General features: G+C 35.7%; 27 protein-coding genes and 2 rRNA genes. 28 read left to right on the top strand and 1 reads right to left on the bottom strand.

The window, feature by feature from the left end:
• The 11 genes from BLV40_RS24430 to rsmI form a co-directional block, all read left to right on the top strand.
• Positions 1–135: ribosomal RNA gene (locus BLV40_RS24430) — 23S ribosomal RNA — on the top strand; the annotation flags it as partial.
• 50 nt (positions 136–185) lie between these two features.
• Positions 186–301 (top strand): 5S ribosomal RNA (gene rrf / locus BLV40_RS24425).
• Between the two features lie 249 nt (positions 302–550).
• The gene (locus BLV40_RS24420; protein ID WP_026593095.1) at positions 551–730 is read left to right on the top strand and encodes a sigma factor G inhibitor Gin; all 180 of its coding nucleotides are present in this window, start codon (positions 551–553) and stop codon (positions 728–730) included.
• A gap of 81 nt (positions 731–811) precedes the next feature.
• Entirely contained in the window at positions 812–2,233 is a 1,422-nt protein-coding gene (locus BLV40_RS24415; RefSeq protein WP_090694662.1) for an aminotransferase class I/II-fold pyridoxal phosphate-dependent enzyme, read from the top strand.
• 1 nt (position 2,234) lies between these two features.
• Complete coding sequence (gene tmk, locus BLV40_RS24410) at positions 2,235–2,861, top strand: dTMP kinase (RefSeq protein WP_090694659.1); 627 nt, start codon at positions 2,235–2,237, stop codon at positions 2,859–2,861.
• Positions 2,862–2,896: 35 nt separating this feature from the next.
• The gene (gene holB, locus BLV40_RS24405; protein WP_090694655.1) at positions 2,897–3,880 is read left to right on the top strand and encodes a DNA polymerase III subunit delta'; all 984 of its coding nucleotides are present in this window, start codon (positions 2,897–2,899) and stop codon (positions 3,878–3,880) included.
• Between the two features lie 5 nt (positions 3,881–3,885).
• The gene (locus tag BLV40_RS24400; protein WP_003194202.1) at positions 3,886–4,713 is read left to right on the top strand and encodes a PSP1 domain-containing protein; all 828 of its coding nucleotides are present in this window, start codon (positions 3,886–3,888) and stop codon (positions 4,711–4,713) included.
• 14 nt (positions 4,714–4,727) lie between these two features.
• Positions 4,728–5,078: a DNA replication initiation control protein YabA gene (gene yabA, locus BLV40_RS24395; protein WP_000412052.1), complete on the top strand. Its 351-nt coding sequence runs from the start codon at positions 4,728–4,730 to the stop codon at positions 5,076–5,078.
• Positions 5,079–5,208: 130 nt separating this feature from the next.
• Positions 5,209–5,949, top strand: a complete 741-nt coding sequence (locus tag BLV40_RS24390; RefSeq protein ID WP_090694651.1) for a tRNA1(Val) (adenine(37)-N6)-methyltransferase — start codon at positions 5,209–5,211, stop codon at positions 5,947–5,949.
• Positions 5,936–6,226 (top strand): GIY-YIG nuclease family protein, encoded by a 291-nt coding sequence (locus tag BLV40_RS24385; RefSeq protein WP_026593100.1) that lies wholly within the window; start codon positions 5,936–5,938, stop codon positions 6,224–6,226. Before BLV40_RS24390 ends, BLV40_RS24385 begins: the two co-directional genes overlap by 14 nt.
• Positions 6,195–7,070, top strand: coding sequence for a 16S rRNA (cytidine(1402)-2'-O)-methyltransferase (rsmI, locus tag BLV40_RS24380; protein WP_026593101.1), 876 nt, complete (start codon positions 6,195–6,197; stop codon positions 7,068–7,070). The genes BLV40_RS24385 and rsmI overlap by 32 nt, the downstream gene beginning before the upstream one ends.
• A gap of 20 nt (positions 7,071–7,090) precedes the next feature.
• Here rsmI and BLV40_RS24375 read toward each other — a convergent pair whose 3' ends face one another.
• The gene (locus BLV40_RS24375; protein WP_026593102.1) at positions 7,091–7,375 is read right to left on the bottom strand and encodes an AbrB/MazE/SpoVT family DNA-binding domain-containing protein; all 285 of its coding nucleotides are present in this window, start codon (positions 7,373–7,375) and stop codon (positions 7,091–7,093) included.
• 336 nt (positions 7,376–7,711) lie between these two features.
• On the opposite strand from BLV40_RS24375, the gene metG reads away from it, so the two are divergent.
• The 17 genes from metG (at position 7,712) to mfd (ending at position 25,600) form a co-directional block, all read left to right on the top strand.
• Complete coding sequence (gene metG / locus BLV40_RS24370; protein WP_280138961.1) at positions 7,712–9,721, top strand: methionine--tRNA ligase; 2,010 nt, start codon at positions 7,712–7,714, stop codon at positions 9,719–9,721.
• Positions 9,722–9,900: 179 nt separating this feature from the next.
• Positions 9,901–10,668 (top strand): TatD family hydrolase, encoded by a 768-nt coding sequence (locus BLV40_RS24365; RefSeq protein WP_090694643.1) that lies wholly within the window; start codon positions 9,901–9,903, stop codon positions 10,666–10,668.
• A gap of 148 nt (positions 10,669–10,816) precedes the next feature.
• Complete coding sequence (locus BLV40_RS24360; protein ID WP_090694639.1) at positions 10,817–12,046, top strand: G5 and 3D domain-containing protein; 1,230 nt, start codon at positions 10,817–10,819, stop codon at positions 12,044–12,046.
• Positions 12,047–12,169: 123 nt separating this feature from the next.
• Positions 12,170–12,727 (top strand): ribonuclease M5, encoded by a 558-nt coding sequence (gene rnmV, locus BLV40_RS24355; protein ID WP_026593106.1) that lies wholly within the window; start codon positions 12,170–12,172, stop codon positions 12,725–12,727.
• Complete coding sequence (rsmA, locus tag BLV40_RS24350; RefSeq protein WP_026593107.1) at positions 12,724–13,599, top strand: 16S rRNA (adenine(1518)-N(6)/adenine(1519)-N(6))-dimethyltransferase RsmA; 876 nt, start codon at positions 12,724–12,726, stop codon at positions 13,597–13,599. The genes rnmV and rsmA overlap by 4 nt, the downstream gene beginning before the upstream one ends.
• Before the next feature lie 111 nt (positions 13,600–13,710).
• Positions 13,711–14,574 (top strand): sporulation peptidase YabG, encoded by an 864-nt coding sequence (gene yabG, locus BLV40_RS24345; RefSeq protein WP_026593108.1) that lies wholly within the window; start codon positions 13,711–13,713, stop codon positions 14,572–14,574.
• A gap of 265 nt (positions 14,575–14,839) precedes the next feature.
• On the top strand, positions 14,840–15,103 hold the full coding sequence (locus BLV40_RS24340; RefSeq protein WP_026593109.1) for a biofilm formation stimulator Veg: 264 nt from the start codon (positions 14,840–14,842) through the stop codon (positions 15,101–15,103).
• Positions 15,104–15,216: 113 nt separating this feature from the next.
• Complete coding sequence (locus BLV40_RS24335; RefSeq protein WP_003194225.1) at positions 15,217–15,375, top strand: small, acid-soluble spore protein, alpha/beta type; 159 nt, start codon at positions 15,217–15,219, stop codon at positions 15,373–15,375.
• A 196-nt stretch (positions 15,376–15,571) separates the two neighbouring features.
• Complete coding sequence (ispE, locus tag BLV40_RS24330) at positions 15,572–16,441, top strand: 4-(cytidine 5'-diphospho)-2-C-methyl-D-erythritol kinase (protein WP_139265610.1); 870 nt, start codon at positions 15,572–15,574, stop codon at positions 16,439–16,441.
• Positions 16,442–16,495: 54 nt separating this feature from the next.
• A complete protein-coding gene (purR, locus tag BLV40_RS24325) occupies positions 16,496–17,344 on the top strand; it encodes a pur operon repressor (RefSeq protein ID WP_026593111.1) in 849 nt (282 codons plus the stop codon).
• A 204-nt stretch (positions 17,345–17,548) separates the two neighbouring features.
• On the top strand, positions 17,549–17,923 hold the full coding sequence (locus BLV40_RS24320) for a RidA family protein (protein ID WP_026593112.1): 375 nt from the start codon (positions 17,549–17,551) through the stop codon (positions 17,921–17,923).
• 152 nt (positions 17,924–18,075) lie between these two features.
• On the top strand, positions 18,076–18,369 hold the full coding sequence (gene spoVG / locus BLV40_RS24315; protein ID WP_000454042.1) for a septation regulator SpoVG: 294 nt from the start codon (positions 18,076–18,078) through the stop codon (positions 18,367–18,369).
• A 313-nt stretch (positions 18,370–18,682) separates the two neighbouring features.
• Positions 18,683–20,062 (top strand): bifunctional UDP-N-acetylglucosamine diphosphorylase/glucosamine-1-phosphate N-acetyltransferase GlmU, encoded by a 1,380-nt coding sequence (gene glmU / locus BLV40_RS24310; RefSeq protein ID WP_026593113.1) that lies wholly within the window; start codon positions 18,683–18,685, stop codon positions 20,060–20,062.
• Between the two features lie 18 nt (positions 20,063–20,080).
• Entirely contained in the window at positions 20,081–21,034 is a 954-nt protein-coding gene (locus BLV40_RS24305; protein WP_000107420.1) for a ribose-phosphate diphosphokinase, read from the top strand.
• A 72-nt stretch (positions 21,035–21,106) separates the two neighbouring features.
• Positions 21,107–21,667, top strand: a complete 561-nt coding sequence (gene pth / locus BLV40_RS24300) for an aminoacyl-tRNA hydrolase (protein ID WP_090694635.1) — start codon at positions 21,107–21,109, stop codon at positions 21,665–21,667.
• A gap of 70 nt (positions 21,668–21,737) precedes the next feature.
• Positions 21,738–21,962 (top strand): anti-sigma-F factor Fin family protein, encoded by a 225-nt coding sequence (locus tag BLV40_RS24295; RefSeq protein ID WP_026593115.1) that lies wholly within the window; start codon positions 21,738–21,740, stop codon positions 21,960–21,962.
• Positions 21,963–22,069: 107 nt separating this feature from the next.
• Complete coding sequence (gene mfd, locus BLV40_RS24290; RefSeq protein WP_090694632.1) at positions 22,070–25,600, top strand: transcription-repair coupling factor; 3,531 nt, start codon at positions 22,070–22,072, stop codon at positions 25,598–25,600.
• Positions 25,601–25,654: the final 54 nt, after the last annotated feature.

Below are 25,654 nucleotides of genomic sequence, written 5' to 3'. Positions count from 1 at the left end.
AGCCCCCCTCAAGATGAGATTTCCCATAGCGTAAGCTAGTAAGATCCCTGAAAGATGATCAGGTTGATAGGTTCGAGGTGGAAGCATGGTGACATGTGGAGCTGACGAATACTAATAGATCGAGGACTTAACCATATAATATGAAGCAAATGTTATCTAGTTTTGAAGGAATATGCCTTCAATAGTTTGGTGATGATGGCAGAGAGGTCACACCCGTTCCCATACCGAACACGGAAGTTAAGCTCTCTAGCGCCGATGGTAGTTGGGACCTTGTCCCTGTGAGAGTAGGACGTCGCCAAGCAATTAAAGCACGAGTCAATTGACTCGTGCTTTTTTTTTACTTTAAAGTGAGATGATAATAAAAAGATTATATTATGTAAGTGACAAACACACTGCCCAAATTAGATTCATATCATATGTATATAACTAAACGATGTATATTTTTCGAAAAAGTGTCAAGGAATAGGGATAAGTATATTTAAATTCAAAATAGAGAGGGGGAAATATCCTACATCATTTTCATTTAGAAGAAAGTGATAAGGAGAAACATATGGAGACAAAAAATGAGGTTTGCATTATATGTGAAAATAGGAAAAATGATGGTATACATGTACACATGAATTTTATATGTGATGATTGTGAACGGGACATGGTGGAAACTGAAACGAATAATCCTAAATATATATACTATTTACAACAACTGCGAAAAATTCAAATATCATATTCATAAATAGGCACTATGCCTATTATTTTTTTTGTCCAGATATCTCTGTATAATAGGTAGTGAATGAAAAGTAAGGAAGAGATGAACATGAATCAAAATCAAATACCATTATATGAAGCATTAATTCATTTTAAAGATAAAAAACCTTTATCTTTACATGTTCCAGGACATAAAAATGGTTTGAATTTTCCGGAACAGGCACAATCAGGTTTTAATGAAGTACTGTCTATTGACGTAACAGAATTAACAGGATTAGATGATTTGCATAGTCCATTTGAATGTATAAATGAAGCACAGCAGTTATTGGCTGATGTATATAATGTAAAAAAGAGTCATTTTTTAGTTAATGGTTCTACAGTTGGAAATTTAACAATGATTTTATCATGTTGTGAGGAGAATGATATTGTTCTTGTGCAAAGAAATTGCCACAAGTCTATTATCAACGGCTTAAAGTTAGCTGGAGTGAATCCGGTATTTTTAGAGCCTTGGATTGATGAATTATATGGTGTACCAGTTGGAGTTCAGCATGAGGTTATTAAGAGGGCTGTTAAACAATATCCAGAAGCAAAGGCATTGATTTTAACACATCCTAATTATTATGGTATGGGAGTTGATTTAAAGGAAAGTATTATGTGTGCACACGCACATAAAATTCCTGTTTTAGTAGATGAGGCACATGGAGCCCATTTTTGTATAGGAGAGCCATTTCCGAAGTCGGCATTAGAATATGGTGCTGATATAGTGGTACACTCAGCGCATAAAACATTACCCGCTATGACGATGGGTTCTTATTTACATATCAATAGTGATTTAGTTCATGAAGAAAAAGTTTCCTCTTATTTAAGTATGTTACAATCTAGCAGTCCGTCTTATCCGATTATGGCTTCACTAGATGTAGCTCGCTTTGCATTAGCAAATATGAAAGAGAAAGGTTGTCATAAAATTGTGGAGTTTGCGAGGCGATTTAGAAAGGAATTGCAGAGCATTCCACAAATTGCTGTTTTACAGTATCCTCTGCAGGATGAACTGAAGGTTACAGTTCAAACGCGCTGTGAGTTATCTGGATATGAATTACAATCTATATTTGAAAAAATAGGTATATATGCAGAAATGGCTGATCCATATAATGTTTTATTTATTTTACCATTGCAAGTGAATGAGCAGTATATCAAAGCGATAGAAGTAATACGATTAGCATTAGGTAACTATACGGTAACAGACAAGATACCATCTATTCGGTATACTTATAAGGGAGCCTTTTCGTCTTTACCATTTACTTATAAGCAACTAGGTAAATATAAGAAAAAAGTTGTACCTTTACAAGAAGCTACTGGGATGATTGCAGCAGATATGGTTATTCCATATCCACCAGGCATTCCATTACTTATGTATGGAGAAAAAATTACTACAGCACACATAGAACAAATTTCTTATTTAGAAGAAACCGGTGCTCGTTTTCAAGGAAATGTACAATATATGAATGTGTATGATATAGAAAGTAGGTTTTAGGATGAAGGGATTATTTGTAACAATTGAAGGGCCAGAAGGTTCTGGTAAATCAACATTAATTACAAAGTTATTGCCGTACTTTGAAAAGCAAGAACAAAAAGTAATGGCAACAAGGGAACCTGGTGGTATTGCGATTTCAGAAGAGATTCGAGCAATCTTACACAAACAAGAGTATACGATGATGGAAGCACGTACAGAGGCATTATTATATGCTGCAGCACGTAGACAGCATTTAGTAGAAAAGGTTATACCAGCTTTGGAGAGAAATTATCTTGTATTATGTGATCGTTTTATTGACAGTTCACTTGCTTATCAAGGTTATGCAAGAGGACTAGGTATTGATAAAGTATTTGAAATTAATCGGTTTGCAACAGAAGACTGTATGCCTAGCTTGACGATTTATTTAGACATTGAGCCTGAAGTGGGATTAGCACGCATTGAAAAAGATGATAATCGTGAAGTAAATCGTTTAGATATGGAAAGCATCACTTTCCATAAGCGCGTACGTGAAGGCTATTTACAGGTTATAGATCGTTTCTCAGATCGTATAGTTGTTGTGAATGCAGATCAACCAATGGAAAAGATTGTGGAAGAAGTTGTTCAGCTTATAGAAGATAAGTTGTTATAATAGAAGGAAAGTATAAAACAAGTGAGGTATGCATTATGACAAGGACGTGGGAGCAGCTTTCTGCTATACAGCCCATTGGTGTAAAAATGTTGATGAATAGTATTGCAAAAGAGCGTATATCCCACGCTTATTTGTTAGAAGGTGCAAAAGGAACCGGAAAATATGAAACGGCAATTCAAATGGCAAAAAGTTTTCTTTGTATACAAAGAGATGGTATAGAGCCGTGTCATACATGTACGAATTGCCGCCGGATTGATTCAGGTAACCATCCTAATTTACATGTCGTAAAACCAGATGGATTATCTATTAAAAAACAACAAATTCATGATTTACAGGAAGAGTTTTCAAAAACAGGTTTAGAGGCAAATAAAAAGGTGTATATTATTGAGCACGCAGATCGAATGACAGCAAATGCTGCTAATACCTTATTGAAATTTTTAGAAGAACCAAGTAGCGATACAACGGCTATTTTACTTACTGAACAAAGCCACCAAATTTTAAATACTATTTTATCGCGTTGCCAAGTTGTTACATTCAGGCCTCTTTCTACGGAATCTTTAATTGAGAGATTACAGGAGGAGGGAATTGCAATTTCTTTATCTACTCTTGCCTCGCAGCTTACGAATAGTTTTGAGGAAGCATTATTACTTTGCAATGATGAATGGTTTGCACAAGCACGAGCTTTAGTGATAAAATTATGTGAAGCGCTCGAAAAAGATACAGCCTCTCTTTTTTTTGTACAAGAAAAGTGGGGGAAACACTTTGGAGAGAAGGAACAATTACAACAAGGTTTAGATATGTTACTCCTTATTTATAAGGATTTATTATATGTTCAACTAGGAGAGGAAGATCGTTTGGTCTTTCAAGATCAAAAGGAGATGTTTCATTCTTTCTCCTACGCTCAAAAGCGCATTGTATCAGCTCTTTTTAATATATTAGAAGCAAAAAATAGAATCAACGCTAATGTAAATGCGCAGCTTGTGTTCGAACAGTTAGTGTTGCGGTTGCAGGAGGGATGACCGTTTTGTATGATGTAGTAGGTGTTCGTTTTAAGAAGGCCGGAAAAGTGTATTACTTTGACCCGAATCAATTCGATATCTCAGAAAATGAATTTGTGATCGTGGAAACTGTACGGGGTATTGAATATGGGAAAGTAGTTATTACAAAGAAACAAGTCGATGAAAACGATGTTGTACTACCACTAAAGAAAGTTATTCGCATTGCAAATGAAAATGATCGGACAATTGTTGAAGAGAACAAACATGCGGCAAAAGAAGCATATCAAGTTTGTCAACAAAAGGTAGGGGAACATAAGCTTGATATGAAACTTGTAGACGTAGAGTATACGTTTGATCGCAATAAGATCATTTTTTATTTTACAGCAGATGGTCGTATTGACTTTCGTGAGCTTGTGAAAGACTTAGCTGCAATTTTCCGGACAAGAATTGAGCTAAGACAAATTGGTGTTCGCGATGAAGCAAAAATGCTTGGTGGTATTGGTCCATGTGGTCGTATGCTTTGTTGTTCTACATTTTTAGGTGATTTTGAACCTGTATCCATTAAAATGGCAAAGGATCAAAATTTATCATTAAATCCTGCGAAAATTTCTGGCTTATGTGGCCGATTAATGTGTTGCTTAAAATATGAGAATGACGAGTATGAAGCGGCAAAAGAGCAACTTCCTGATTTAGATCAACGTATACAAACACCGCATGGTCTTGGACGCGTCATCGGATTAAATATTTTAGAAAGATTAATTCAAGTGGAACTAGTAGACAAGGAACGGATAGTAGAATATACGTTAGATGAATTAATTAATGAAGGGGTCGTTTCGAGTCAAACCACAGATTGATGAGGTGGGTGCTTGTGGAGAAAAAGGATATTTTTGCAGCGGTTTCCAGTATGGAAGAGCAAATTGGACATTTATATAAACAGTTGGGAGAATTAAAGCAACATCTTGCAGAGTTACTTGAAGAAAACCAACATATTAAAATGGAAAATGAAAATTTGCGACGTCGTTTTGAAGAAGTGCAGAATAAGGAAAAACAAAAAACTCAAAAACGAAAAGAAATGAAACCAAAAACGGATATTGGTGAAGGCTATGATAATTTAGCACGCCTATATCAAGAAGGTTTCCATATTTGTAATTTACATTATGGAAGTGTACGTAAAGAAGGAGATTGTTTATTCTGTCTGTCATTTTTAAATAAAAAATGAAATTACCTTTCCAATATATTGGAAAGGTAATTTTTTATACATGAGAGTAAAGATAAGATGAAAGGGGTCTTACTTTTACATGAATAGGGGATCAAATAGGGTAGGTTAAGTATAAGAAAGGAAATTGTATATGCACTTATATGAAGATGAACGTTTAGATTATTTACTAGCAGAAGAAATGAAAATTATTCAAAGTCCATCTGTGTTTAATTTTTCTTTAGACGCAGTGTTACTTGCAAATTTTGCGTGGGTTCCGATTCAAAAGGGAAATTTGATTGATTTATGTACAGGAAATGCTGTTATTCCGCTTTTATTAAGTACAAGAACGAAAGGAAATATTACAGGAGTAGAAATTCAAGAACGCTTGTATGATATGGGAATAAGGAGCATCCAGTATAACAAGCTAGAAGAAAGAATTCAGTTAATTCATGGAGACTTAAAGGATATGCCAGAGCGGCTGGGGCGCCATCAATACGATGTGGTAACATGTAATCCGCCATATTTTCAAACGCCAAAGGCATCTGAGAAAAACATTAACGAGCATTTAGCAATAGCTCGTCATGAAATTATGTGTACATTAGAGGATGTCGTATATGCTAGTAGTCAGCTTGTAAAGCAAGGTGGTAAGGTAGCGTTTGTTCATCGCCCAGGTCGATTACTTGATATTGTAACACTAATGAGGAAGTATAAGATTGAACCGAAACGTATGCAGTTTGTATATTCAAAGGCGGGAAAAGAAGCAAATACGCTATTGATAGAAGGAATTAAAGATGGAAATGCAGATTTAAAAATTTTACCGCCTCTTTTTGTGTATGAGAAAAATAATGAGTATACAAAGGAGCTTCGTTCGATTTTATATGGAGAAGAATAAACATTATTTTTATGTAGTGGAATGTGCAGATAGAAGTTATTACGCAGGATATACAAATAATTTAGAGAAACGGATTCAAACTCATAATAGTGGTAAGGGAGCTCGTTATACTCGTGCTAGGCTTCCTGTCACTTTAAAATATGTAGAGGTTCATGAAGAGAAAAGGACAGCTATGCAAGCTGAATATCATTTTAAACAGTTAATGCGAAAAGAAAAAGAAGCATATATGCAAAAAGGAGAACGCTATGTGGCAGCAAAAAAGCTTTCAAGCAAATGAAAAGGGAGTTTTATATTTAGTTCCAACACCTATTGGGAATTTAGAAGATATGACGTTTCGCTCAATTCGGATATTGAAAGAGGCTGATATCATTGCTGCTGAAGATACGCGGCAGACGAAAAAGCTTTGTAACTATTTTGAAATTGAAACACCAGTTATGAGTTACCATGAGCATAATAAGGAAGTAAGCGGACAGAAAATTTTAGATAAGCTAGAAGATGGAAAAACAGTAGCTCTTGTAAGTGATGCAGGTATGCCATGTATTTCTGATCCAGGTTACGACATTGTTGTGGCAGCTGTAGAGGAGCAATATCATGTTATTCCACTTCCTGGGGCAAACGCTGCCCTTACAGCTTTAATTGCATCAGGATTAGAAACGAGACATTTCTACTTTTATGGATTTTTACAAAGAAATAAAAAAGAACGTAAAGCGGAATTAGAAAAACTTCGCTATGTTCCAACTACAATGATGTTTTATGAAGCGCCACATCGGTTAGATGATACGCTAATTTCTATGAAAGAAGTACTTGGAAATAGAGAGATTGTATTGTGCCGAGAGTTAACAAAGAAATTTGAAGAATTTATTCGTGGATCGGTAGAAGAAGCGATTGAGTGGACAAAACAAAATGAAGTTCGTGGTGAATTTTGTATATTAGTATCCGGGTCAAAAGAGGAAGCTGCTGTAGAGGAACAATGGTGGGAAGCTATATCAGTATACGATCATATCGAGCATTACATAAACGATCAAGGAATGCCTTCAAAGGATGCAATTAAAAAAGTTGCGAAAGATCGAGATTTGTCGAAACGAGACGTATATCAAATCTATCATGTCGATAAAAAATAAGCTTCTCATAATTGAGAAGCTTATTTTGCTGCTTGAATATATTGTTGAAGTTCGTTTAAAACTTGTTCAGCGCCTTCTTTGCTTAAAATAATTTTACCTTCAGCTAAAGAAAGGTTACCATCAGATACTTCACCAGTTACTTGGCAAGTCATGTTTGGTTTGTATTTTTTTAGGATGATTTTTTCGTCATCAACGTAAATCTCAAGAGCATCCTTTTCTGCAATACCTAATGTACGACGTAATTCAATCGGAATTACAACACGGCCTAATTCATCAACTTTACGAACGATACCAGTAGATTTCATATTCGTTATCCTCCTCATATTTTGTAAGTTCGCGAGTCTATATTTTAATTCGTCATTTTTCGACAAAATACCCTATGAACATATGATACCAATCATTTACATTTCCGTCAATTCTTAAATTCTATATTTTATGAAAGAATTATAGATTTTTATACTTCTTATATATAATAGAAAATGAAAGAATTACACAAGTATTTTACTTTATTTTTAAATTTTATCAATATTACAGATAAATAACTGTATATTTTTTGGGGATATGAGTAATAGATGATAAAGATAATCGAGCATTAATTCGTTTTTATGCGTCAGTTTTTGATATACTGTTTATAAATACATATGAGGTCATTTGGGAGGTTCAAAACAATGACAGAGGAAAATAAAACCTTTTATATTACTACTCCAATTTATTATCCAAGCGGAAAGCTTCATATTGGACATGCTTATACAACGGTAGCAGGAGATGCAATGGCACGCTACAAGCGCATGCAAGGATATGATGTTCATTATTTAACAGGTACTGATGAGCATGGACAAAAGATTCAAAAGAAAGCAGAAGAACTACAAGTAACACCACAAGCATATGTTGATAACATTGTAGAAGGAATTAAAGAGCTGTGGGGGAAAATGGACATTTCTTATGATGACTTTATTCGTACAACCGAAGATCGTCATAAAGAAGTTGTCGAAAAGATTTTTAAACAACTTGTTGATCAAGGTGATATTTATCTTGATGAATATGAAGGATGGTACTCTGTACAGGATGAAACATTCTACACAGAGCATCAACTTGTGGATCCGATTATGGAAGGCGACAAAGTAGTTGGCGGAAAAAGCCCAGATAGCGGTCATGCTGTAGAACTTGTTCGCGAAGAATCTTACTTCTTTAGAATGGGTAAATATGTAGATCGACTGTTACAATTCTATGAAGAAAACCCACAATTCATCCAACCTGAATCACGCAAAAATGAAATGATCAATAATTTCATTAAACCAGGATTAGAAGATTTAGCAGTTTCTCGTACTTCCTTTGATTGGGGAATTCGTGTACCAGGTAACCCAAAACACGTTATTTACGTATGGGTAGATGCATTATCTAACTATATTACAGCACTAGGATATGGAACAGATAATGAAGAGAAGTATAAAAAGTATTGGCCAGCGGATGTTCATTTAGTAGGAAAAGAAATTGTTCGTTTCCATACAATTTATTGGCCAATTATTTTAATGGCGCTAGATTTACCACTACCGAAAAAGGTATTTGCTCATGGTTGGATTTTAATGAAAGACGGAAAAATGAGTAAATCAAAAGGGAATGTAGTTGATCCTGTTACATTAATTGATCGCTATGGACTAGATGCATTACGTTATTATTTACTTCGTGAAGTTCCATTTGGATCAGACGGTGTATTTACGCCAGAAGGTTTTGTTGAACGAATTAATTTCGATCTTGCAAACGACTTAGGAAACTTATTAAATCGTACAGTAGCGATGATTGATAAGTATTTTAACGGAGAAATTCCTGCTTTTAAAGAAAATGTAACTGAGTTTGATGAAACGTTAGTAACATTTGCACAGGATACATTACAAAAAGTAGAAGAAGCAATGGAAAACATGGAGTTTTCAGTAGCATTAAGCTCTATTTGGCAATTGGTTAGCCGTACGAATAAATATATTGACGAAACACAACCTTGGGTATTAGCGAAAGATGAGAATGATCGTGATAAACTTGCTTCCGCAATGGCACACCTTGCAGAAATGCTCCGCCAAATGGGTATTATGCTTATGCCATTCTTGACAGCAACGCCAAGCAAAATCTTTACACAACTTGGTATTACAGATGAAGCATATCAATCTTGGAATAGTCTTTCTACGATTGGTTGTATTCCAGCTGGTACGAAAGTAGTCAAAGGACAGCCAATTTTCCCACGCTTAGAGGTAGAAGTAGAGGTTGAATATATTAAAGAACAAATGAAAGGTTCTGCTCCTAAAGTGGAAGAGAAAAAGGAAGAGGAACCAAAGGCGGAGGAAATCACAATTGATGATTTCTTTAAAGTTGAATTACGTGTGGCGGAAGTAATAGAAGCAGAGCCTGTAAAAAAAGCAGACAAACTGCTAAAGATTCAACTTGATTTAGGTATAGAAAAGCGACAAGTCGTTTCTGGAATTGCTAAATTTTACACACCAGAAGAATTAAAAGGGAAAAAAGTTATTTGTGTAACGAATTTAAAACCAGTGAAATTACGTGGCGAATTATCACAAGGTATGATTTTAGCAGGCGAAGAAAACGGTGTATTATCATTAGCAACAATTGATCAAAATTTACCAAATGGTACAAAAATCAAGTAATCTTGACAATGTAAGAGGTGTTTCACGTGTAACATTCGTGGAGCATCTTTTTTCTTGTTAGAAATCTTTCTGAAATTCCCTTTTTTGTATTAAAATTGTAATATTGTCGTCATTACGTTGTTAGGAAAGTAATTTTCCCCTATGATAGAATTTATTTCAAATAAAAGGAGTTATTTGTCATGTTGTTTGATACACATTCACATTTAAATGCAGAGCAATTTGAAGAAGATTTACAGGAAGTCATTGCAAGAATGAAAGAAACCGGAGTTACATATACAGTTGTTGTCGGGTTTGATGAAATAACAATAAAGAAGGCCATTGAACTTGCAGAAACATATGATTTTATTTATGCAGCAGTTGGCTGGCATCCTGTTGATGCAATTGATATGACGGAAGATCATTTAGTTTGGTTAGAGGAATTAGCTGCTCATCCGAAAGTTGTTGCTCTTGGTGAAATGGGATTAGATTACCATTGGGACAAGTCTCCAAAAGAAATACAGAAAGAAGTATTCCGTAAACAAATTCAGTTAGCTAAGAAAGTAAAATTACCGATTATTATACATAATCGTGACGCGACACAGGATATTATAGATATTTTAGAAGAAGAAAATGCAGCTGAGGTAGGAGGTATTATGCATTGTTTTGGCGGTAGTGTAGAAGTAGCGAAGCAATGTATTGATATGAACTTCTTAATCTCATTAGGAGGACCAGTAACATTCAAAAATGCAAGGAAACCAAAAGAAGTTGCTATGGAAATCCCAATGGAAAAATTATTGATAGAAACAGATTGTCCATACTTAACGCCACATCCATTTCGCGGTAAACGAAATGAACCAAGTTATGTCAAAATTGTAGCTGAAGAAATCGCAAACTTAAAAGGAATTTCATATGAAGAGGTTGCACAAGTAACAACAGAGAATGCAAAAGCCTTATTTGGTGTTAAATAAGAGAAAAGAATGGGACCTCCCATTCTTTTCCTTTATACCTTCTCCTATCGTTATCTTCCAATGAAAAGAGCTACTAGAAATAGTGGGAGAGAAGTACAAGCTAGGTAGTGAAATTTAAATCTGGTTGAGGAAAAGGGGGCATCTTCTTGTGAGTCTTGATAAGAAAGGGATGTTAAGAGGACTAAGGATAAGTAAAAATGTTGCAATAAAGGTTATAAGTGCGTTGGTTATTTCTGGGTCAATTGGAACAGCTACTTATGCAGCTACAATTGACAAGATTGTTGTAGAAGTAGATGGAAAGAAGAAAGAAGTATATACGTATGCAAGTACTGTAAAGGATTTACTATCTGATGAAGAAATTAGTGTTACGAAGGAAGATAAAGTATATCCTGCATCTTCTAATAAGATTACTGATGGAATGAAAGTTGTGATAGAAAAGGCAAAACCATTTAGTATAGTTATAGATGGAAAAGAGCAAAAAGTATATTCGACTGCTAAAACGGTAGGAGAATTATTAAAAGAGAAGAAGATAGAACTTAGGCAATATGATAAAGTGTATCCAGCTATACATAAGGCTTTAGGTAGTAAACAAAAAGTAATGATTCAAAGGGCATTTCCAGTTACATTACATGGCAGCGATCAATCACAACAACTATGGTCAACTTCGACTACTGTCGCTGACTTTTTGAAAGAACATCAAGTTTCCTTGGATGAATTTGATAGGGTGGAGCCAGCTTTAGAGGAAAATGTAAAAGCAAATATGGCAATAAAAGTGATTCGAGTAGAAAAAGTCAGCGATGTATTGGAAGAACCTATTCCTTTTTCTGAAGTGAAACAAGAGGATGCTTCCTTATCAATTGGGACAGAGAAAACGATTCAAGAAGGAATAGCAGGGAAAAAGAAGAAAACTTTTGAAGTCATAAAGGAAAATGGAAAAGAGATTTCAAGAAATCTTCAAAAAGAAGAAATTATACAAGAGGCGCAGAATCAAAAGGTTGCTGTTGGTACGAAGCAAGAAGTAATGCAAGAGAAAGTGGAAGGGCAGAAAACGGAAACGAATGAAGCGAAATCTGAGGGAGAACCTCCAGGTCGTGAATTCTATGTAGAAGCAACAGCATATTCTCCAAATTGCGGTGGTTGCCAAGGGATAAGCGCAGGTGGATATAATTATAAGGCAAATCCTAATATGAAGTTAATTGCCGTTGATCCAAGTATAATCCCACTTGGGACAAAAGTCTGGGTAGAGGGATATGGATATGCTGTGGCTGGAGATACGGGTGGAGCGATAAAAGGGCATCGAATTGATTTGTTAATGCCGACTGAAGCACAGGTATACTCGTTTGGCAGAAAACAAGTAAAGATTAAAGTGTTACAATAAGAAGAGTAGGCAGAGGATTTTTTCTCCTCTGCTTTTTAAATTGTATCAATGGGAAAATAATAATGGAAAAGTATTCGTTTTTTTGTTTTACTAAGTAGAGACGAAATGAGTGTGGAGGCAGTCATGAAAATTAAAGAGATTATCGTTGTAGAAGGTAAAGATGATACAGTTGCAATTAAGCGTGCTGTTGATGCAGATACAATTGAAACGAACGGTTCAGCAATCGGTGATCATGTCATTGAGCAGGTAAAGTTGGCACAGCAAAAACGAGGCGTTATTATTTTGACAGATCCTGATTACCCGGGAGAACGTATTCGGAAAATTATTTCTGAAAAAGTGCCGGGTTGTAAGCATGCTTTCTTACCGAAAGAAGAGGCGCTTGCAAAAAGAAAAAAAGGAGTCGGAATTGAACATGCTTCCAATGAATCTATTCGACGTGCTTTAGAAAATATTCATGAGGAAATGGAAGCTTATATGAGCGAAATTAGTTGGAGTGACTTAGTAGATGCTGGTCTAGTGGGCGGAGAACAGGCAAAAAGTCGTAGGGAAAAGATGGGCAAGCTATTAAAGATTGGTTATACAAATGCAAAGCAGTTACATAAACGTTTACAAATGTTTCAAGTTTCAAAAGAAGCATTTGCGGAAGCATATAAACAAGTATTACAGGAGGAAAAGAAATGAAGGATATCGCAACACCGAATCGTACGAAAGACATTGTTGAAAAGTACGGGTTTTCATTCAAAAAGAGTTTAGGACAAAATTTCTTAATCGATACAAATGTATTAAATCGTATTGTGGATTATGCGGAAATTGATCCGGAGAGCGGAGCAATTGAAATTGGCCCTGGTATTGGAGCTTTAACAGAGCAGTTAGCAAAACGTGCTAAGAAGGTAGTAGCTTTTGAAATCGATCAACGACTATTACCCATTCTAGATGAAACATTAGCTCCTTATGGTAATGTAACTGTAATTAATAAAGATGTTTTAAAAGCAGATGTACATGAAGTGTTCGGGGAGCAGTTTGAAGAAGGACAAGACGTAATGGTAGTAGCAAATTTACCATACTACGTCACAACACCAATTTTGTTTAAATTATTGGAAGAAAAATTACCAGTTCGCGGATTTGTTGTTATGATGCAAAAAGAAGTAGGAGATCGTTTGGCAGCTAGACCAGGAACGAAAGACTACGGTTCTCTATCTATTGCGATTCAATATTATACAGAGGTAGAAACAGTTATGACCGTTCCACGCACTGTATTTGTACCACAACCAAATGTAGATTCCGCAGTTATTCGTCTTTTAAAACGTCCAAAGCCAATTGTTGAAGTGAAAGACGAGAAGTTTTTCTTCGAAGTAGTAAGAGCAAGCTTTGCACAACGTCGTAAAACGTTGATGAATAACTTATCAAATAATTTAAATGGTTTCCCGAAGGATAAAGAGTTATTAGATCGTATTTTAACGGAAGTAGGCATTGATCCGAAACGCAGAGGCGAGACATTATCAATTGAAGAGTTTGCAACGCTGAGTAATGCGTTAGTCTCTTATAAACAATAAAAGGACAGCTCGATTCGAGCTGTCCTTTTTGTCACCCTTTTCACTCTAAATTCATACGTTAAAAACAGAACGTGGTTAGTGAGATGGCCTAATGAGTTTGGAGGTAGGATAATGGCTGTGCATGTTGGAGACTTAGTGGAACGACAATCTTATAACCGAGACATTCTTTTTCGCATTATAGAAATAAAAGGTGAAGTTGCAATATTATTTGGAGAAGAAGTTAGGCTTGTGGCAGATGCGCCACTTGAAGATTTAATTAGCATTGATCAGAGGGAGTATAAGAAAAGAGCAAAGCGTGAAAAGGAAACGATGGAGCAAACATACCGTTTGTTTCAACAAGATTATGTCTTGATGAAACAACGTCATGAACACAATTCTACAGGTGGATATACGAGTGAAGTCAATTATTTTCAAATGCCGGGTAGGGTTTTGCATATAGATGGAGATCCATTATATTTACGGAAATGTTTAGATTTATATACAAAGATAGGTGTTCCTGTGCAAGGGATACATTGTAAAGAAACAGAAATGCATGAAAAGGTAGTTGATTTAATCGATCATTTCCGTCCAGATATTTTGGTAATTACGGGTCATGATGCATATACAAAATCTAAAGGAGTTATGGGAGATTTAGCAGCTTATCGTCATTCTAGGCATTTTGTACAGGCCGTTCGAGAAGTAAGAAAAAAATATCCCTCTTTAGATCAGCTTGTTATTTTTGCTGGAGCGTGTCAGTCTCATTTTGAAGCTTTAATTCGAGCTGGTGCTAATTTTGCTAGTTCGCCATCGCGCATTAATATTCATGCATTAGATCCAGTATATGTAGTGGGGAAAATTAGTTTTACTTCTTTTATGGAACGCGTAAATGTATGGGATGTTGTTCGAAATACGATTACTGGACAAAAAGGTCTTGGTGGTATTGAGACCCGGGGGCTTTTGCGAACAGGATTACCTTTTCAATATTATGAAGAGTAAGCAAGGTATATATTTACCTTGCTTTTCTTATGGAGATATAGATTTGTTTAATAAAAATATTCCTGAAACGCGAATTTGTAAGTGTTTGGATAAAAACAGATAAGAACGTACAGACTATACAATGATACTTTTACAATATAGTAATTCTTCTATCTATTCGAACGCATTAGGTTTTGGCGAAGAAATTGCCCGTTACGTATAGGCAATGATCAGGATAGATATATCATGTATTCATTCTAAATTACAGCGAGGTGTAGCGAAGTATATGTCAAAACGTTTAGATGAAATTAAAAGTGAACTAGATCATCACCTTGGAAAGCGCCTTATGTTAAAGGCGAATAGTGGAAGAAGAAAGACAGTGGAACAATCAGGTGTACTAGCAGAAACATATCGTTCTGTTTTTGTTGTCCAATTAGATCAACAAGAGGATACACTGCAGCGTGTTTCCTATAGCTATGCAGATGTTCTAACAGAGACAGTAGAATTAACGTTTTATGATGATCCCCATAACGAGGTTATTTTAGGATAACAACCCACTATGTTACATATATTACCACAAATGAAAAAGGACGTTTTTTTGCATACTAATTATACCGTAGCAACATAAGGAGGGACCCTGCATTGAGTAGACGAAGAGGAGTCATGTCAAATCAGTTTAAAGAAGAGCTTGCAAAAGAGCTTGGATTTTATGATGTTGTTCAGAAAGAAGGATGGGGCGGAATTCGTGCGAAAGATGCTGGTAATATGGTGAAACGTGCGATTGAAATTGCACAGCAGCAATTAATGAAACAAAACCAGTAATTGTAAGATAACTTCTATGCTACGGGAGCCGAGGAGAAATTCCTCGGCTTTTTGTACGCCAAAAGGTATCATCATTTTGCATAAGTAGTTTCATTCTGAATGCTTTTCGTTATAATTAGGGAAGTGTCATCGTCTTACTATAAATTTATGGTAAAATAAACGATAAAAGATTGAGTACATAGAGTGGGTGAATAGGTTGAAACTACTAGTGAAAGCACCAGCAAAGATTAATCTGTCGTTAGATGTACTAGGGAAAAGACAAGACGGCTATCATGAAGTAAAAATGATTATGACAACAATCGATTTAGCAGATCGTTTAGAGTTAACGGAGTTATCAGAAGACCGGATTGAAATTGTATCCCATAATCGGTATGTCCCAGACGACCAGCGTAATTTAGCTTATCAAGCTGCGAAATTATTAAAAGAAAAATTTAAGGTGAAGCAAGGGGTATCTATTGCTATTGAAAAAACAATTCCAGTAGCAGCGGGGTTAGCTGGTGGAAGCAGTGATGCAGCTGCTACATTAAGAGGACTTAATAAGTTATGGAGTTTAGGTCTAACAATAGATGAATTAGCGGAACTTGGGGCAGAAATTGGATCAGATGTATCCTTTTGTGTATATGGCGGAACAGCGATTGCTACAGGAAGAGGAGAAAAGATTGAGCATATAAAGACGCCTCCTTCTTGTTGGGTTATTTTAGCGAAGCCTCATATTGGTGTATCTACCGCTGACGTGTACGGGAATTTACAATTAAATCGTGTTACACATCCAGATGTAGAGCAGATGGTTGAATGCATTAATAGTGGTGACTACAAAGGAATTTGTGGTGCTGTTGGAAATGTACTAGAAGACGTGACGTTTAAGATGCACCCTGAAGTTGCGCGTATTAAGGCACAGATGAAACGTTTTGGTGCAGATGCAGTTTTAATGAGTGGTAGTGGACCAACTGTATTTGGATTAGTACATCATGATTCACGTATGCATCGTATTTATAATGGGTTAAAAGGATTCTGTGAACAAGTATACGCAGTACGTCTATTAGGAGAGCGAGAAACGCTTGAATAAAGACGTATAATACGTTATGATTTGTTTAGAATATTCGTGATTTGGGGTGAGAGTGTGAAAATTAGACGGAGTACAAGACTAGTTGATATGACTTATTATTTATTGCAGAATCCTCGTCAGTTAGTTTCGCTCACTTTTTTTGCTGAACGGTATCAATCAGCTAAATCTTCCATTAGTGAAGATTTAGTTATTATTAAGCAAACGTTTGAGCAACAAGGAGTCGGCACATTGCAAACGATACCAGGGGCAGCAGGAGGAGTGAAATATATTCCATATATAAGTGAGGAAGAAGCAAGTCTGATTATTAATGAGCTTTGTAGCTTGTTTGAGAATCCAGATCGTATCCTTCCAGGTGGATACTTATATATGACAGATCTTTTAAGTAATCCACGTTATATTAATGGGGCAGGTCGCCTATTTGCTTCTGTATTTGCGAGACAACCGATTGATGCTGTTATGACGGTAGCAACAAAAGGAATTCCACTTGCATATGCGGTAGCAAATTATTTAGATGTACCTGTGGTAATTGCAAGAAAAGATAATAAGGTAACAGAAGGACCAACAGTTAGTATTAACTATGTATCAGGTTCATCTAAGCGCATTCAAACAATGACTTTAGCAAAACGTAGTCTTCCAGAAGGTGCTAATGTTTTAATTGTCGATGACTTTATGAAGGCTGGAGGAACAATTCAAGGCATGATTAGCATGCTAGAGGAGTTTAATGCTAATGTTGTTGGGATTGGCGTGTTAGTAGAATCAACAGATATTGAAGAAAGACTTATTAATAACTTTGTTTCTTTAATTCGTTTATCCGAAGTAGATGTTAAAGAAAAAACAATTCAGGTGGAAAAAGGAAATTATTCACTTGTACCATTTAACGAAGGGCTTGTAGAAGCTGAATAAAAAGGTAAAGCATAGGCTTTATCTTTTTTCATAAATGAAAGTGCTAGTGGACGTTAAGTCTTTTTAGGATTATGAAAGTCTTAACGCCCATTAGCACAGGTCATCCTAACTATATTTAGATGGGATGAATTGAGTTTGTGTGGGAAGAAAATTTCCGATGCGTTTTTATTCAAAGAAAATAAAATAGTAAAAGGATGAGAAAATATGAAAGTAGTTCAAACAAACCAGGCACCACAAGCAATCGGCCCATATTCACAAGGAATTATCGTGAATAATATGTTTTATAGCTCAGGACAAATTCCATTAACTGCAGGTGGAGAACTTGTAACAGGTGATGTAAAGGTACAAACAGAGCAAGTATTTCAAAATTTACAGGCTGTATTAGAAGAAGCCGGTGCATCATTTGATACAGTTGTAAAAACAACTGTATTTTTAAAAGATATGAATGATTTTAATGATGTAAATGAAGTATATGGAACGTATTTTTCTGCACATAAACCAGCTCGTTCTTGTGTGCAGGTTGCAAAATTACCGAAAGATGTTTCTGTCGAAATTGAAGTAATTGCCCTTGTAAAATAAAGCTTTGTAAGCGATAACGTCTGTTAATTCTTATATTCCACTAAATTAAAAATTTTTATCTTAAAAATTTTTAAAAAATTAAAGGGAAAATAGAAAATTTGTGGAATTTATACAAACATATCGCTTATTTAGAAAAGGGTGGTGAACACAAGATGGAAGTGACTGACGTAAGATTACGCCGCGTAAACACAGAAGGCCGTATGAGAGCGATTGCCTCTATTACCCTAGACCATGAATTTGTTGTTCATGATATTCGTGTAATTGATGGCAATAATGGATTATTTGTAGCAATGCCAAGTAAACGTACTCCAGATGGAGAGTTCCGTGATATTGCGCATCCAATTAATTCTAACACACGCTCAAAAATTCAAGATGCGGTTTTAACGGAGTATCACCGTTTAGGCGAGTTAGAAGAAGTTGAGTTTGAAGAAGCTGGAGCTTCGTAAAATTCGAATAAAAAGGGCTCTAATAAAAAGAGCTCTATAATTTTGTAACAAACTCCTGTAAACACTTACAGGAGTTTGTTTTTTATTATTTAGTTTGACATTAAAGCTTCACTATTGCCGCGTTATATGTAAACCCCTACTTTCTTTAAAGTCATTCGAAATAGTATAGCTTATTTCCTAAAAAAGATACTAAAGAGTAAAACATCTTCCAAGAAGTATGGTAAAATTTAATAGTTATGCTGTGTTTCTTGAAATATATAGTGATTTAGGATAATATCTTTAATGGATAAATAGGTTGCGATGGAGGGTCTATATGTCAAACAGATTTGCAGTGATTCTAGCTGCAGGTAAAGGCACACGTATGAAGTCCAAGCTATACAAAGTGCTTCATCCTGTATGCGGAAAACCAATGGTACAGCATGTAGTGGATCAAGTATCTCAATTAGGATTGCAGAAACTTGTAACAGTAGTTGGACATGGTGCTGAAAAAGTACAAGAACAACTAGGGAACGTAAGTGAATTTGCATTACAAGCAGAACAACTTGGTACAGCACATGCTGTTGATCAAGCTGCTGATGTACTTGCAAATGAAGAAGGAACAACTTTAGTTATTTGTGGCGATACACCGCTTATAACGGCAGAAACAATGGAAGCATTGTTAAAGCATCATGAAGAAGCAGGGGCGAAAGCAACGGTGTTAACAGCATACATAGAAGAACCTGCTGGATATGGCCGTATTGTTCGTAATGAAAATGGCCATGTTGAAAAAATCGTTGAGCATAAAGATGCAAATGAAGTAGAGCTATCTATTAAAGAAATTAATACAGGTACGTATTGTTTTGATAATAAAGCACTATTTGCTTCACTTTCTAAAGTTTCAAATGATAACGTACAAGGTGAATACTACCTTCCGGATGTTATTGAAATTTTGAAAAATGAAGGTCATATTGTATCAGCTTATCAAACAGAGCATTTCGATGAAACATTAGGTGTTAATGACAGAGTCGCTCTATCGCAAGCGGAAATGATTATGAAAAAACGTATCAACCAAAAAAATATGGTAAATGGTGTTACAATTATCGACCCAAGTAACACATATATTTCTGCGGATGCAATAATTGGCAGTGATACAGTTCTTCATCCAGGAACGATTATTGAGGGCAAAACTGTAATTGGTTCTGATTGTGAAATTGGTCCACATACAGTAATACGCGATAGTGAAATTGGAAACCAAACAACAATTCGTCAATCTACTGTACATGATAGTAAGATTGGTACGGAAGTTTCAGTTGGCCCATTTGCACATATTCGCCCAGATTCAGTTATTGGGGACGAAGTTCGCGTTGGAAACTTCGTGGAAATTAAAAAGACTGTTTTTGGTAATAGAAGTAAGGCTTCACACTTAAGCTATATTGGGGATGCACAAGTTGGAGAAGACGTGAATCTTGGGTGTGGTTCAATTACGGTGAACTACGATGGTAAGAATAAATTTAAAACGGTTATTGGAGACGGCGTATTTATTGGTTGTAATTCAAACCTTGTTGCTCCTGTAACAGTTGAAGATGGTGCTTATGTTGCGGCAGGATCTACAATTACTGAGACTGTTCCATCAAAAGCATTATCGATTGCACGTGCACGTCAAGTTAACAAAGAAGACTATGTTGATCAATTGCTGAATAAGAAAAAATCATAATGTGGAGGGTTAATCTAGATGTCGACTCAATATCTAAATTCTAATTTGAAAGTATTCTCTTTAAACTCTAATAAGGAACTTGCTGAGCAAATTGCAAAGCATATTGGAGTAGGGCTAGGAAAGTGTTCTGTTGACCGTTTTAGTGATGGAGAAGTTCAAATTAACATTGAAGAAAGTATTCGTGGTTGCGATGTATTCATTATTCAATCTACAAGCTTCCCAGTAAACGAACATATCATGGAATTACTTATTATGATTGATGCATTAAAACGTGCATCTGCAAAAACAATTAATATCGTTATTCCTTACTATGGTTATGCGCGTCAAGACCGTAAAGCGCGTTCTCGTGAACCAATTACGTCAAAACTTGTAGCAAACTTGCTTGAAACAGCAGGTGCAACTCGTGTAATCACTCTAGATTTACATGCTCCACAAATTCAAGGTTTCTTTGATATTCCAATCGACCACTTAATGGGTGTACCGATTCTTTCTGATTACTTTGAGACAAAAGGTCTTAAAGATATCGTAATCGTATCTCCTGACCACGGTGGTGTAACACGTGCAAGAAAAATGGCGGACCGCCTAAAAGCGCCAATCGCTATTATTGATAAACGCCGCCCACGTCCGAATGTATCGGAAGTTATGAATATCATTGGTAACATTGAAGGTAAGACAGCAATTTTAATTGATGACATCATTGATACAGCTGGTACAATTACATTAGCAGCAAACGCTCTTGTTGAGAACGGTGCTTCTGAAGTATATGCTTGCTGTACACACCCAGTTTTATCTGGTCCAGCAATTGAGCGTATTCAAAATTCAAATATTAAAGAGTTAGTTGTTACAAACTCTATCGTATTACCAGAAGAGAAGAAAATTGACAAAGTACACGAGCTTTCTGTTGCTCCATTAATCGGAGAAGCAATCATTCGCGTTTATGAAGAAGAATCTGTGAGTGTATTATTCAATTAATTGGATAGAATGAGACGTAACCAAATTTGGTTACGTCTTTTCGTATCGTAAAAAGAAAGTAGTGATACAAGAATGAAATTAATAGTAGGACTTGGGAACCCAGGTAGAGAATATGAATTAACAAGGCATAATATCGGATTTATGGGAATTGATGAACTTGCGAAGCGCTGGGGTATTTCTTTAAATGAACAAAAGTTTAAAGGTATGTATGGTTCAGGGTTTGTTAATGGGGAAAAAGTAATTTTATTAAAGCCGTTGACGTATATGAATTTATCTGGAGAAAGTATCCGGCCGCTTATGGATTACTATAAAATTGATGTGGAAGATTTTGTTGTCATGTACGATGATTTGGATATTCCAGTAGGTAAATTGCGTCTTCGTATGAAAGGTAGTGCAGGCGGTCATAATGGTGTGAAATCGACAATTTCTCATTTAGGAACACAAGAGTTTCAACGTATTCGTATGGGGGTTGATCGTCCGAAAAATGGCATGAAAGTAGTGGACTATGTATTAGGACGTTTTACAGCAGAAGAGCTGCCAGAGGTAAATCATTCTATTGAAAAAGCTGCGGATGCATGTGAAGAGTGGTTAAAGAAACCATTTCTTCAAATTATGAATACTTTTAACGGTTAATGTTCTAATTTGGAATATTTTGCGATGTTTTTATCCATACTAGTAGTAATTGTACACTTAGGAGGATAGTATGGAAGGACATTATTACTGTAGACATTGTGGGGGTAAAGTGGGTTCCATTACGGCAGAAAAGGTATACAGCAAAGTTTTATTTCAACTAACAGAGCAAGAACGATTGGATATGATTCATTTTCATGAAAATGGAAATATACATATAAAAACAATCTGTGAGTCGTGCCAAGAAACGCTCTCATCTTATCCGGAATATTATGAGTATGAAAAATTTTTGCAATAAAATGTTGTCGCTTTGGCATGCCCAAAGCATTTTTCTGTTTTCTTTTTCCAAAATATTTGCATAAAAATATATTAACTTGCTCTTTTATGTTGAGAGGAGTTTTGAAAATGATAGGGTTATTAGAGCAATTTTATAAAAATAAAGAAATACAATCCATTATTAATGGACTAGAAGAGGGATTGAAAGAACAGCTTGTATCAGGTATGGCAACTTCTTCTCGTTCTCTATTAATGGCTGCTTTATATAAGAAAACAAAGCAGTCACAGCTTGTTGTGACACATAATCTGTATCAAGCACAAAAAGTATATGAGGATTTAGTATCACTGCTTGGTGAAAAAGATGTTTGGCTATATCCAGTTAATGAATTAATTGCGTCAGAAATTGGGGTTGCAAGCCCTGAGCTTAAGGCGCAGCGCATTGAAGTGTTAAACCGTTTAGCTATGGGGGAGAACGGTATTATCGTCGCTCCTGTTGCCGGATTACGTAGATTTTTACCAATAAAAGAATTATGGAAGCAAAAACAAATCGAGATTAGTCTAGGGCAAGAGATTGATTTAGATGAATTGCTTCATATGTTGCATGATATAGGATATGAACGTAAGTCAATGGTAGAAGCTCCTGGAGAATTTAGTTTGCGCGGGGGAATATTGGATATTTATCCGTTAACTGAAGAATTACCGTTTCGTATAGAATTCTTTGATACGGAAGTAGATTCTATTCGCTTATTCGATGTAGAAGAACAACGCTCTCAAGACAAAAAAGAAAGCGTAAGATTCGGTCCTGCGACGGAATTTTTATTTTCAAAAGATGAATTGAAATTAGGGGTAGAGCGTCTTGAAGAAGGTTTAATGAAGACGATGCAGAGGCTCTCTGATGATAAAATTAAGACAGCGGTACTGGAAACTGTTAGTCATGAGATAGAAATATTAAAAAACGGACAGACAATAGAGCAAATGTTTAAATATTTATCTATCTTTTATAAAGAACATGCTAGTCTAATAGACTATTTACCGGAGAATGGTGTTGTTATTTTAGATGAAATTTCGCGCATTCAAGAAACGGCATCACACCTTGAGGCAGAAGAAGCAGAATGGTATACATCGCTTCTGAGTGAAGGGACAATTATTCAGGATTTGGAGTTCTCTCATCAATTTGAAGAGTTTTTACATCATAAAAAAAGAAGCTTTGTATATTTAACATTATTTTTGCGCCACATTGCGCATACGCACCCGCAAAATATTGTTAATGTAACTTGTAAAACAATGCAGGACTTTCATGGGCAAATGCAGCTGTTAAAAACAGAAATTGATCGATGGACTGAAGGAAATTTCACGACAGTTGTATTAGGAACAGATGAAGAACGCGCAAAAAAATTACAATATATTTTAAGTGATTATGATATTGAAGCAGATATTATAGAATCTACAGATATATTACTTCCTGGTCGTCTTCAAATCGCTGTAGGTGATTTGCATGCAGGTTTTGAAATGCCGATGCAGAAGTTTGTTGTTATTACAGAAAAAGAGCTTTTCCATAAAAAAGTAAAAAAATCACAACGTAAGCAAAAACTATCCAATGCAGAGCGTATTAAAAGTTATTCTGAGTTAAAAGTTGGCGACTACGTTGTTCACGTGAATCATGGTATTGGTAAATTTTTAGGAATTGAGACCCTAGAAATTAATGGTGTTCATAAGGATTATTTGAATATTAAATATCAAGGTAATGATAAGTTATATGTGCCAATTGAACAAATTGATCAAGTACAAAAATATGTAGGGTCAGAAGGTAAGGATCCGAAAGTTTATAAACTAGGTGGAAATGATTGGAAGAAGGTCAAAACGAAGGTAGAAAAATCGGTTCAGGATATTGCGGATGACTTAATTAAGTTGTATGCAGAGCGTGAAGCTTCAAAAGGATATGCATATACGCCAGACACTGCCGAACAGCAGGAGTTCGAATCATCTTTCCCATACCAGGAGACCGAAGATCAGTTGCGTTCTATTGAAGAAATTAAGAAAGATATGGAACGTGGGCGTCCGATGGATCGACTTCTATGTGGTGATGTTGGATATGGTAAAACAGAAGTTGCGATTCGTGCGGCATTTAAAGCAATTATGGATGAAAAGCAAGTTGCGATTTTAGTACCGACAACGATTCTTGCGCAACAACACTATGAAACGATTCGAGAGCGTTTTCAAGATTACCCAATTAATATTGGATTGCTAAGCAGGTTCCGTACTAGAAAACAACAAAATGAAACGATTAAAGGTTTAAAAGATGGAACGGTTGATATTGTTATTGGAACACATCGCATTTTATCTAAAGATGTAACCTATAAAGATTTAGGTTTACTCATTATCGATGAAGAGCAGCGATTTGGTGTTACACATAAAGAAAAGATTAAACAATTGAAAGCAAATGTTGACGTATTAACATTAACAGCAACGCCAATTCCACGTACGCTCCATATGTCTATGCTAGGTGTACGAGATTTATCTGTTATTGAGACGCCACCAGAAAACCGTTTCCCGGTACAAACATATGTGGTGGAGTATAATCCAGGATTAATTCGAGAAGCGATAGAACGGGAACTTGCAAGGGGCGGCCAAATTTATTTCTTATATAATCGTGTTGAAGATATTGAAAGAAAAGCAGATGAAATCTCTATGTTAGTTCCAGAAGCACGTGTGACGTATGCACATGGGAAAATGAATGAGGGTGAATTAGAATCTGTCATGTTATCATTTTTAGATGGACAGCATGATGTTCTTGTAAGTACCACAATTATTGAAACAGGCGTTGATATTCCTAATGTAAATACATTAATTGTATTTGATGCCGATCGCATGGGATTATCACAGCTTTATCAGCTTCGTGGACGCGTTGGTCGTTCAAACCGCGTTGCTTATGCATACTTTGCTTATAAGCGTGATAAAGTGTTATCAGAGGTCGCTGAGAAGCGTTTGCAGGCAATAAAAGAATTTACAGAGCTTGGATCTGGATTTAAAATCGCAATGAGAGATTTATCTATTCGTGGTGCTGGAAACTTGTTAGGTGCTGAGCAACATGGATTCATCGATTCCGTCGGATTTGATTTATATTCCCAAATGTTAAAGGATGCAATCGAGCAGCGTAAAGGAACGCAAGGGGTTGAAAATGTAATTGATGTTGAAATTGATTTAGAAGTGGATGCATATTTACCAGATGCTTATATTTCTGATAGTAAGCAAAAAATTATGATGTACAAACAATTTAGAGGTGTCTCTACAATTGAAGATATTGAGGAATTGCAAGAAGAAATGATTGATCGTTTTGGAGATTATCCGCAAGAAGTTGGATATCTATTGCAAATTGCAAATATTAAAGTATTGGCAACGAAAGAACAGATTGAGCTAATTAAACAAACAAAATTTGAAGTGACATTTTTATTCTCAGAGCAAGCAAGTCAAAATATTGATGGTGGAAAATTATTCATGCTCGGTAATAGCTTTGGGCGCATGATTGGCCTTGGTATGGAAGGTTCTCGTTTGAAAATTGTTATGAAAACGAATGGATTAGATACATCAAAATGGTTAACAATTGCCGAAAATTTATTAAAAGGCTTGCCTGATGTGAAAAAAGAAGTAATAAATGCCTAAAACAAAATAAAAAATGTAATTCGACGTGCATAGAAGAACTAATGTGTAAAATAC

Source organism: Bacillus sp. 166amftsu (assembly GCF_900107445.1).
Classification (GTDB): Bacteria; Bacillota; Bacilli; order Bacillales; family Bacillaceae_G; genus Bacillus_A; species Bacillus_A arachidis.
Note: the sequence above shows the minus strand (reverse complement) of the source record. Positions and strands in the feature narration are given on the sequence as shown.

Excerpts from the sequence above, each read along its gene's own strand:
- BLV40_RS24420 (WP_026593095.1), top strand. The coding sequence starts at position 551 with ATGGAGACAAAAAATGAGGTTTGCATTATATGTGAAAATAGGAAAAAT.
- BLV40_RS24415 (WP_090694662.1), top strand. The coding sequence starts at position 812 with ATGAATCAAAATCAAATACCATTATATGAAGCATTAATTCATTTTAAA.
- tmk (WP_090694659.1), top strand. The coding sequence starts at position 2,235 with ATGAAGGGATTATTTGTAACAATTGAAGGGCCAGAAGGTTCTGGTAAA.
- holB (WP_090694655.1), top strand. The coding sequence starts at position 2,897 with ATGACAAGGACGTGGGAGCAGCTTTCTGCTATACAGCCCATTGGTGTA.
- BLV40_RS24390 (WP_090694651.1), top strand. The coding sequence starts at position 5,209 with ATGCACTTATATGAAGATGAACGTTTAGATTATTTACTAGCAGAAGAA.
- BLV40_RS24385 (WP_026593100.1), top strand. The coding sequence starts at position 5,936 with ATGGAGAAGAATAAACATTATTTTTATGTAGTGGAATGTGCAGATAGA.
- rsmI (WP_026593101.1), top strand. The coding sequence starts at position 6,195 with ATGTGGCAGCAAAAAAGCTTTCAAGCAAATGAAAAGGGAGTTTTATAT.
- BLV40_RS24375 (WP_026593102.1), bottom strand. The coding sequence starts at position 7,375 with ATGAAATCTACTGGTATCGTTCGTAAAGTTGATGAATTAGGCCGTGTT.
- metG (WP_280138961.1), top strand. The coding sequence starts at position 7,712 with ATGAGGTCATTTGGGAGGTTCAAAACAATGACAGAGGAAAATAAAACC.
- BLV40_RS24365 (WP_090694643.1), top strand. The coding sequence starts at position 9,901 with ATGTTGTTTGATACACATTCACATTTAAATGCAGAGCAATTTGAAGAA.
- rnmV (WP_026593106.1), top strand. The coding sequence starts at position 12,170 with ATGAAAATTAAAGAGATTATCGTTGTAGAAGGTAAAGATGATACAGTT.
- rsmA (WP_026593107.1), top strand. The coding sequence starts at position 12,724 with ATGAAGGATATCGCAACACCGAATCGTACGAAAGACATTGTTGAAAAG.
- yabG (WP_026593108.1), top strand. The coding sequence starts at position 13,711 with ATGGCTGTGCATGTTGGAGACTTAGTGGAACGACAATCTTATAACCGA.
- BLV40_RS24340 (WP_026593109.1), top strand. The coding sequence starts at position 14,840 with ATGTCAAAACGTTTAGATGAAATTAAAAGTGAACTAGATCATCACCTT.
- BLV40_RS24335 (WP_003194225.1), top strand. The coding sequence starts at position 15,217 with ATGTCAAATCAGTTTAAAGAAGAGCTTGCAAAAGAGCTTGGATTTTAT.
- BLV40_RS24320 (WP_026593112.1), top strand. The coding sequence starts at position 17,549 with ATGAAAGTAGTTCAAACAAACCAGGCACCACAAGCAATCGGCCCATAT.
- spoVG (WP_000454042.1), top strand. The coding sequence starts at position 18,076 with ATGGAAGTGACTGACGTAAGATTACGCCGCGTAAACACAGAAGGCCGT.
- glmU (WP_026593113.1), top strand. The coding sequence starts at position 18,683 with ATGTCAAACAGATTTGCAGTGATTCTAGCTGCAGGTAAAGGCACACGT.
- BLV40_RS24305 (WP_000107420.1), top strand. The coding sequence starts at position 20,081 with ATGTCGACTCAATATCTAAATTCTAATTTGAAAGTATTCTCTTTAAAC.
- pth (WP_090694635.1), top strand. The coding sequence starts at position 21,107 with ATGAAATTAATAGTAGGACTTGGGAACCCAGGTAGAGAATATGAATTA.
- BLV40_RS24295 (WP_026593115.1), top strand. The coding sequence starts at position 21,738 with ATGGAAGGACATTATTACTGTAGACATTGTGGGGGTAAAGTGGGTTCC.
- mfd (WP_090694632.1), top strand. The coding sequence starts at position 22,070 with ATGATAGGGTTATTAGAGCAATTTTATAAAAATAAAGAAATACAATCC.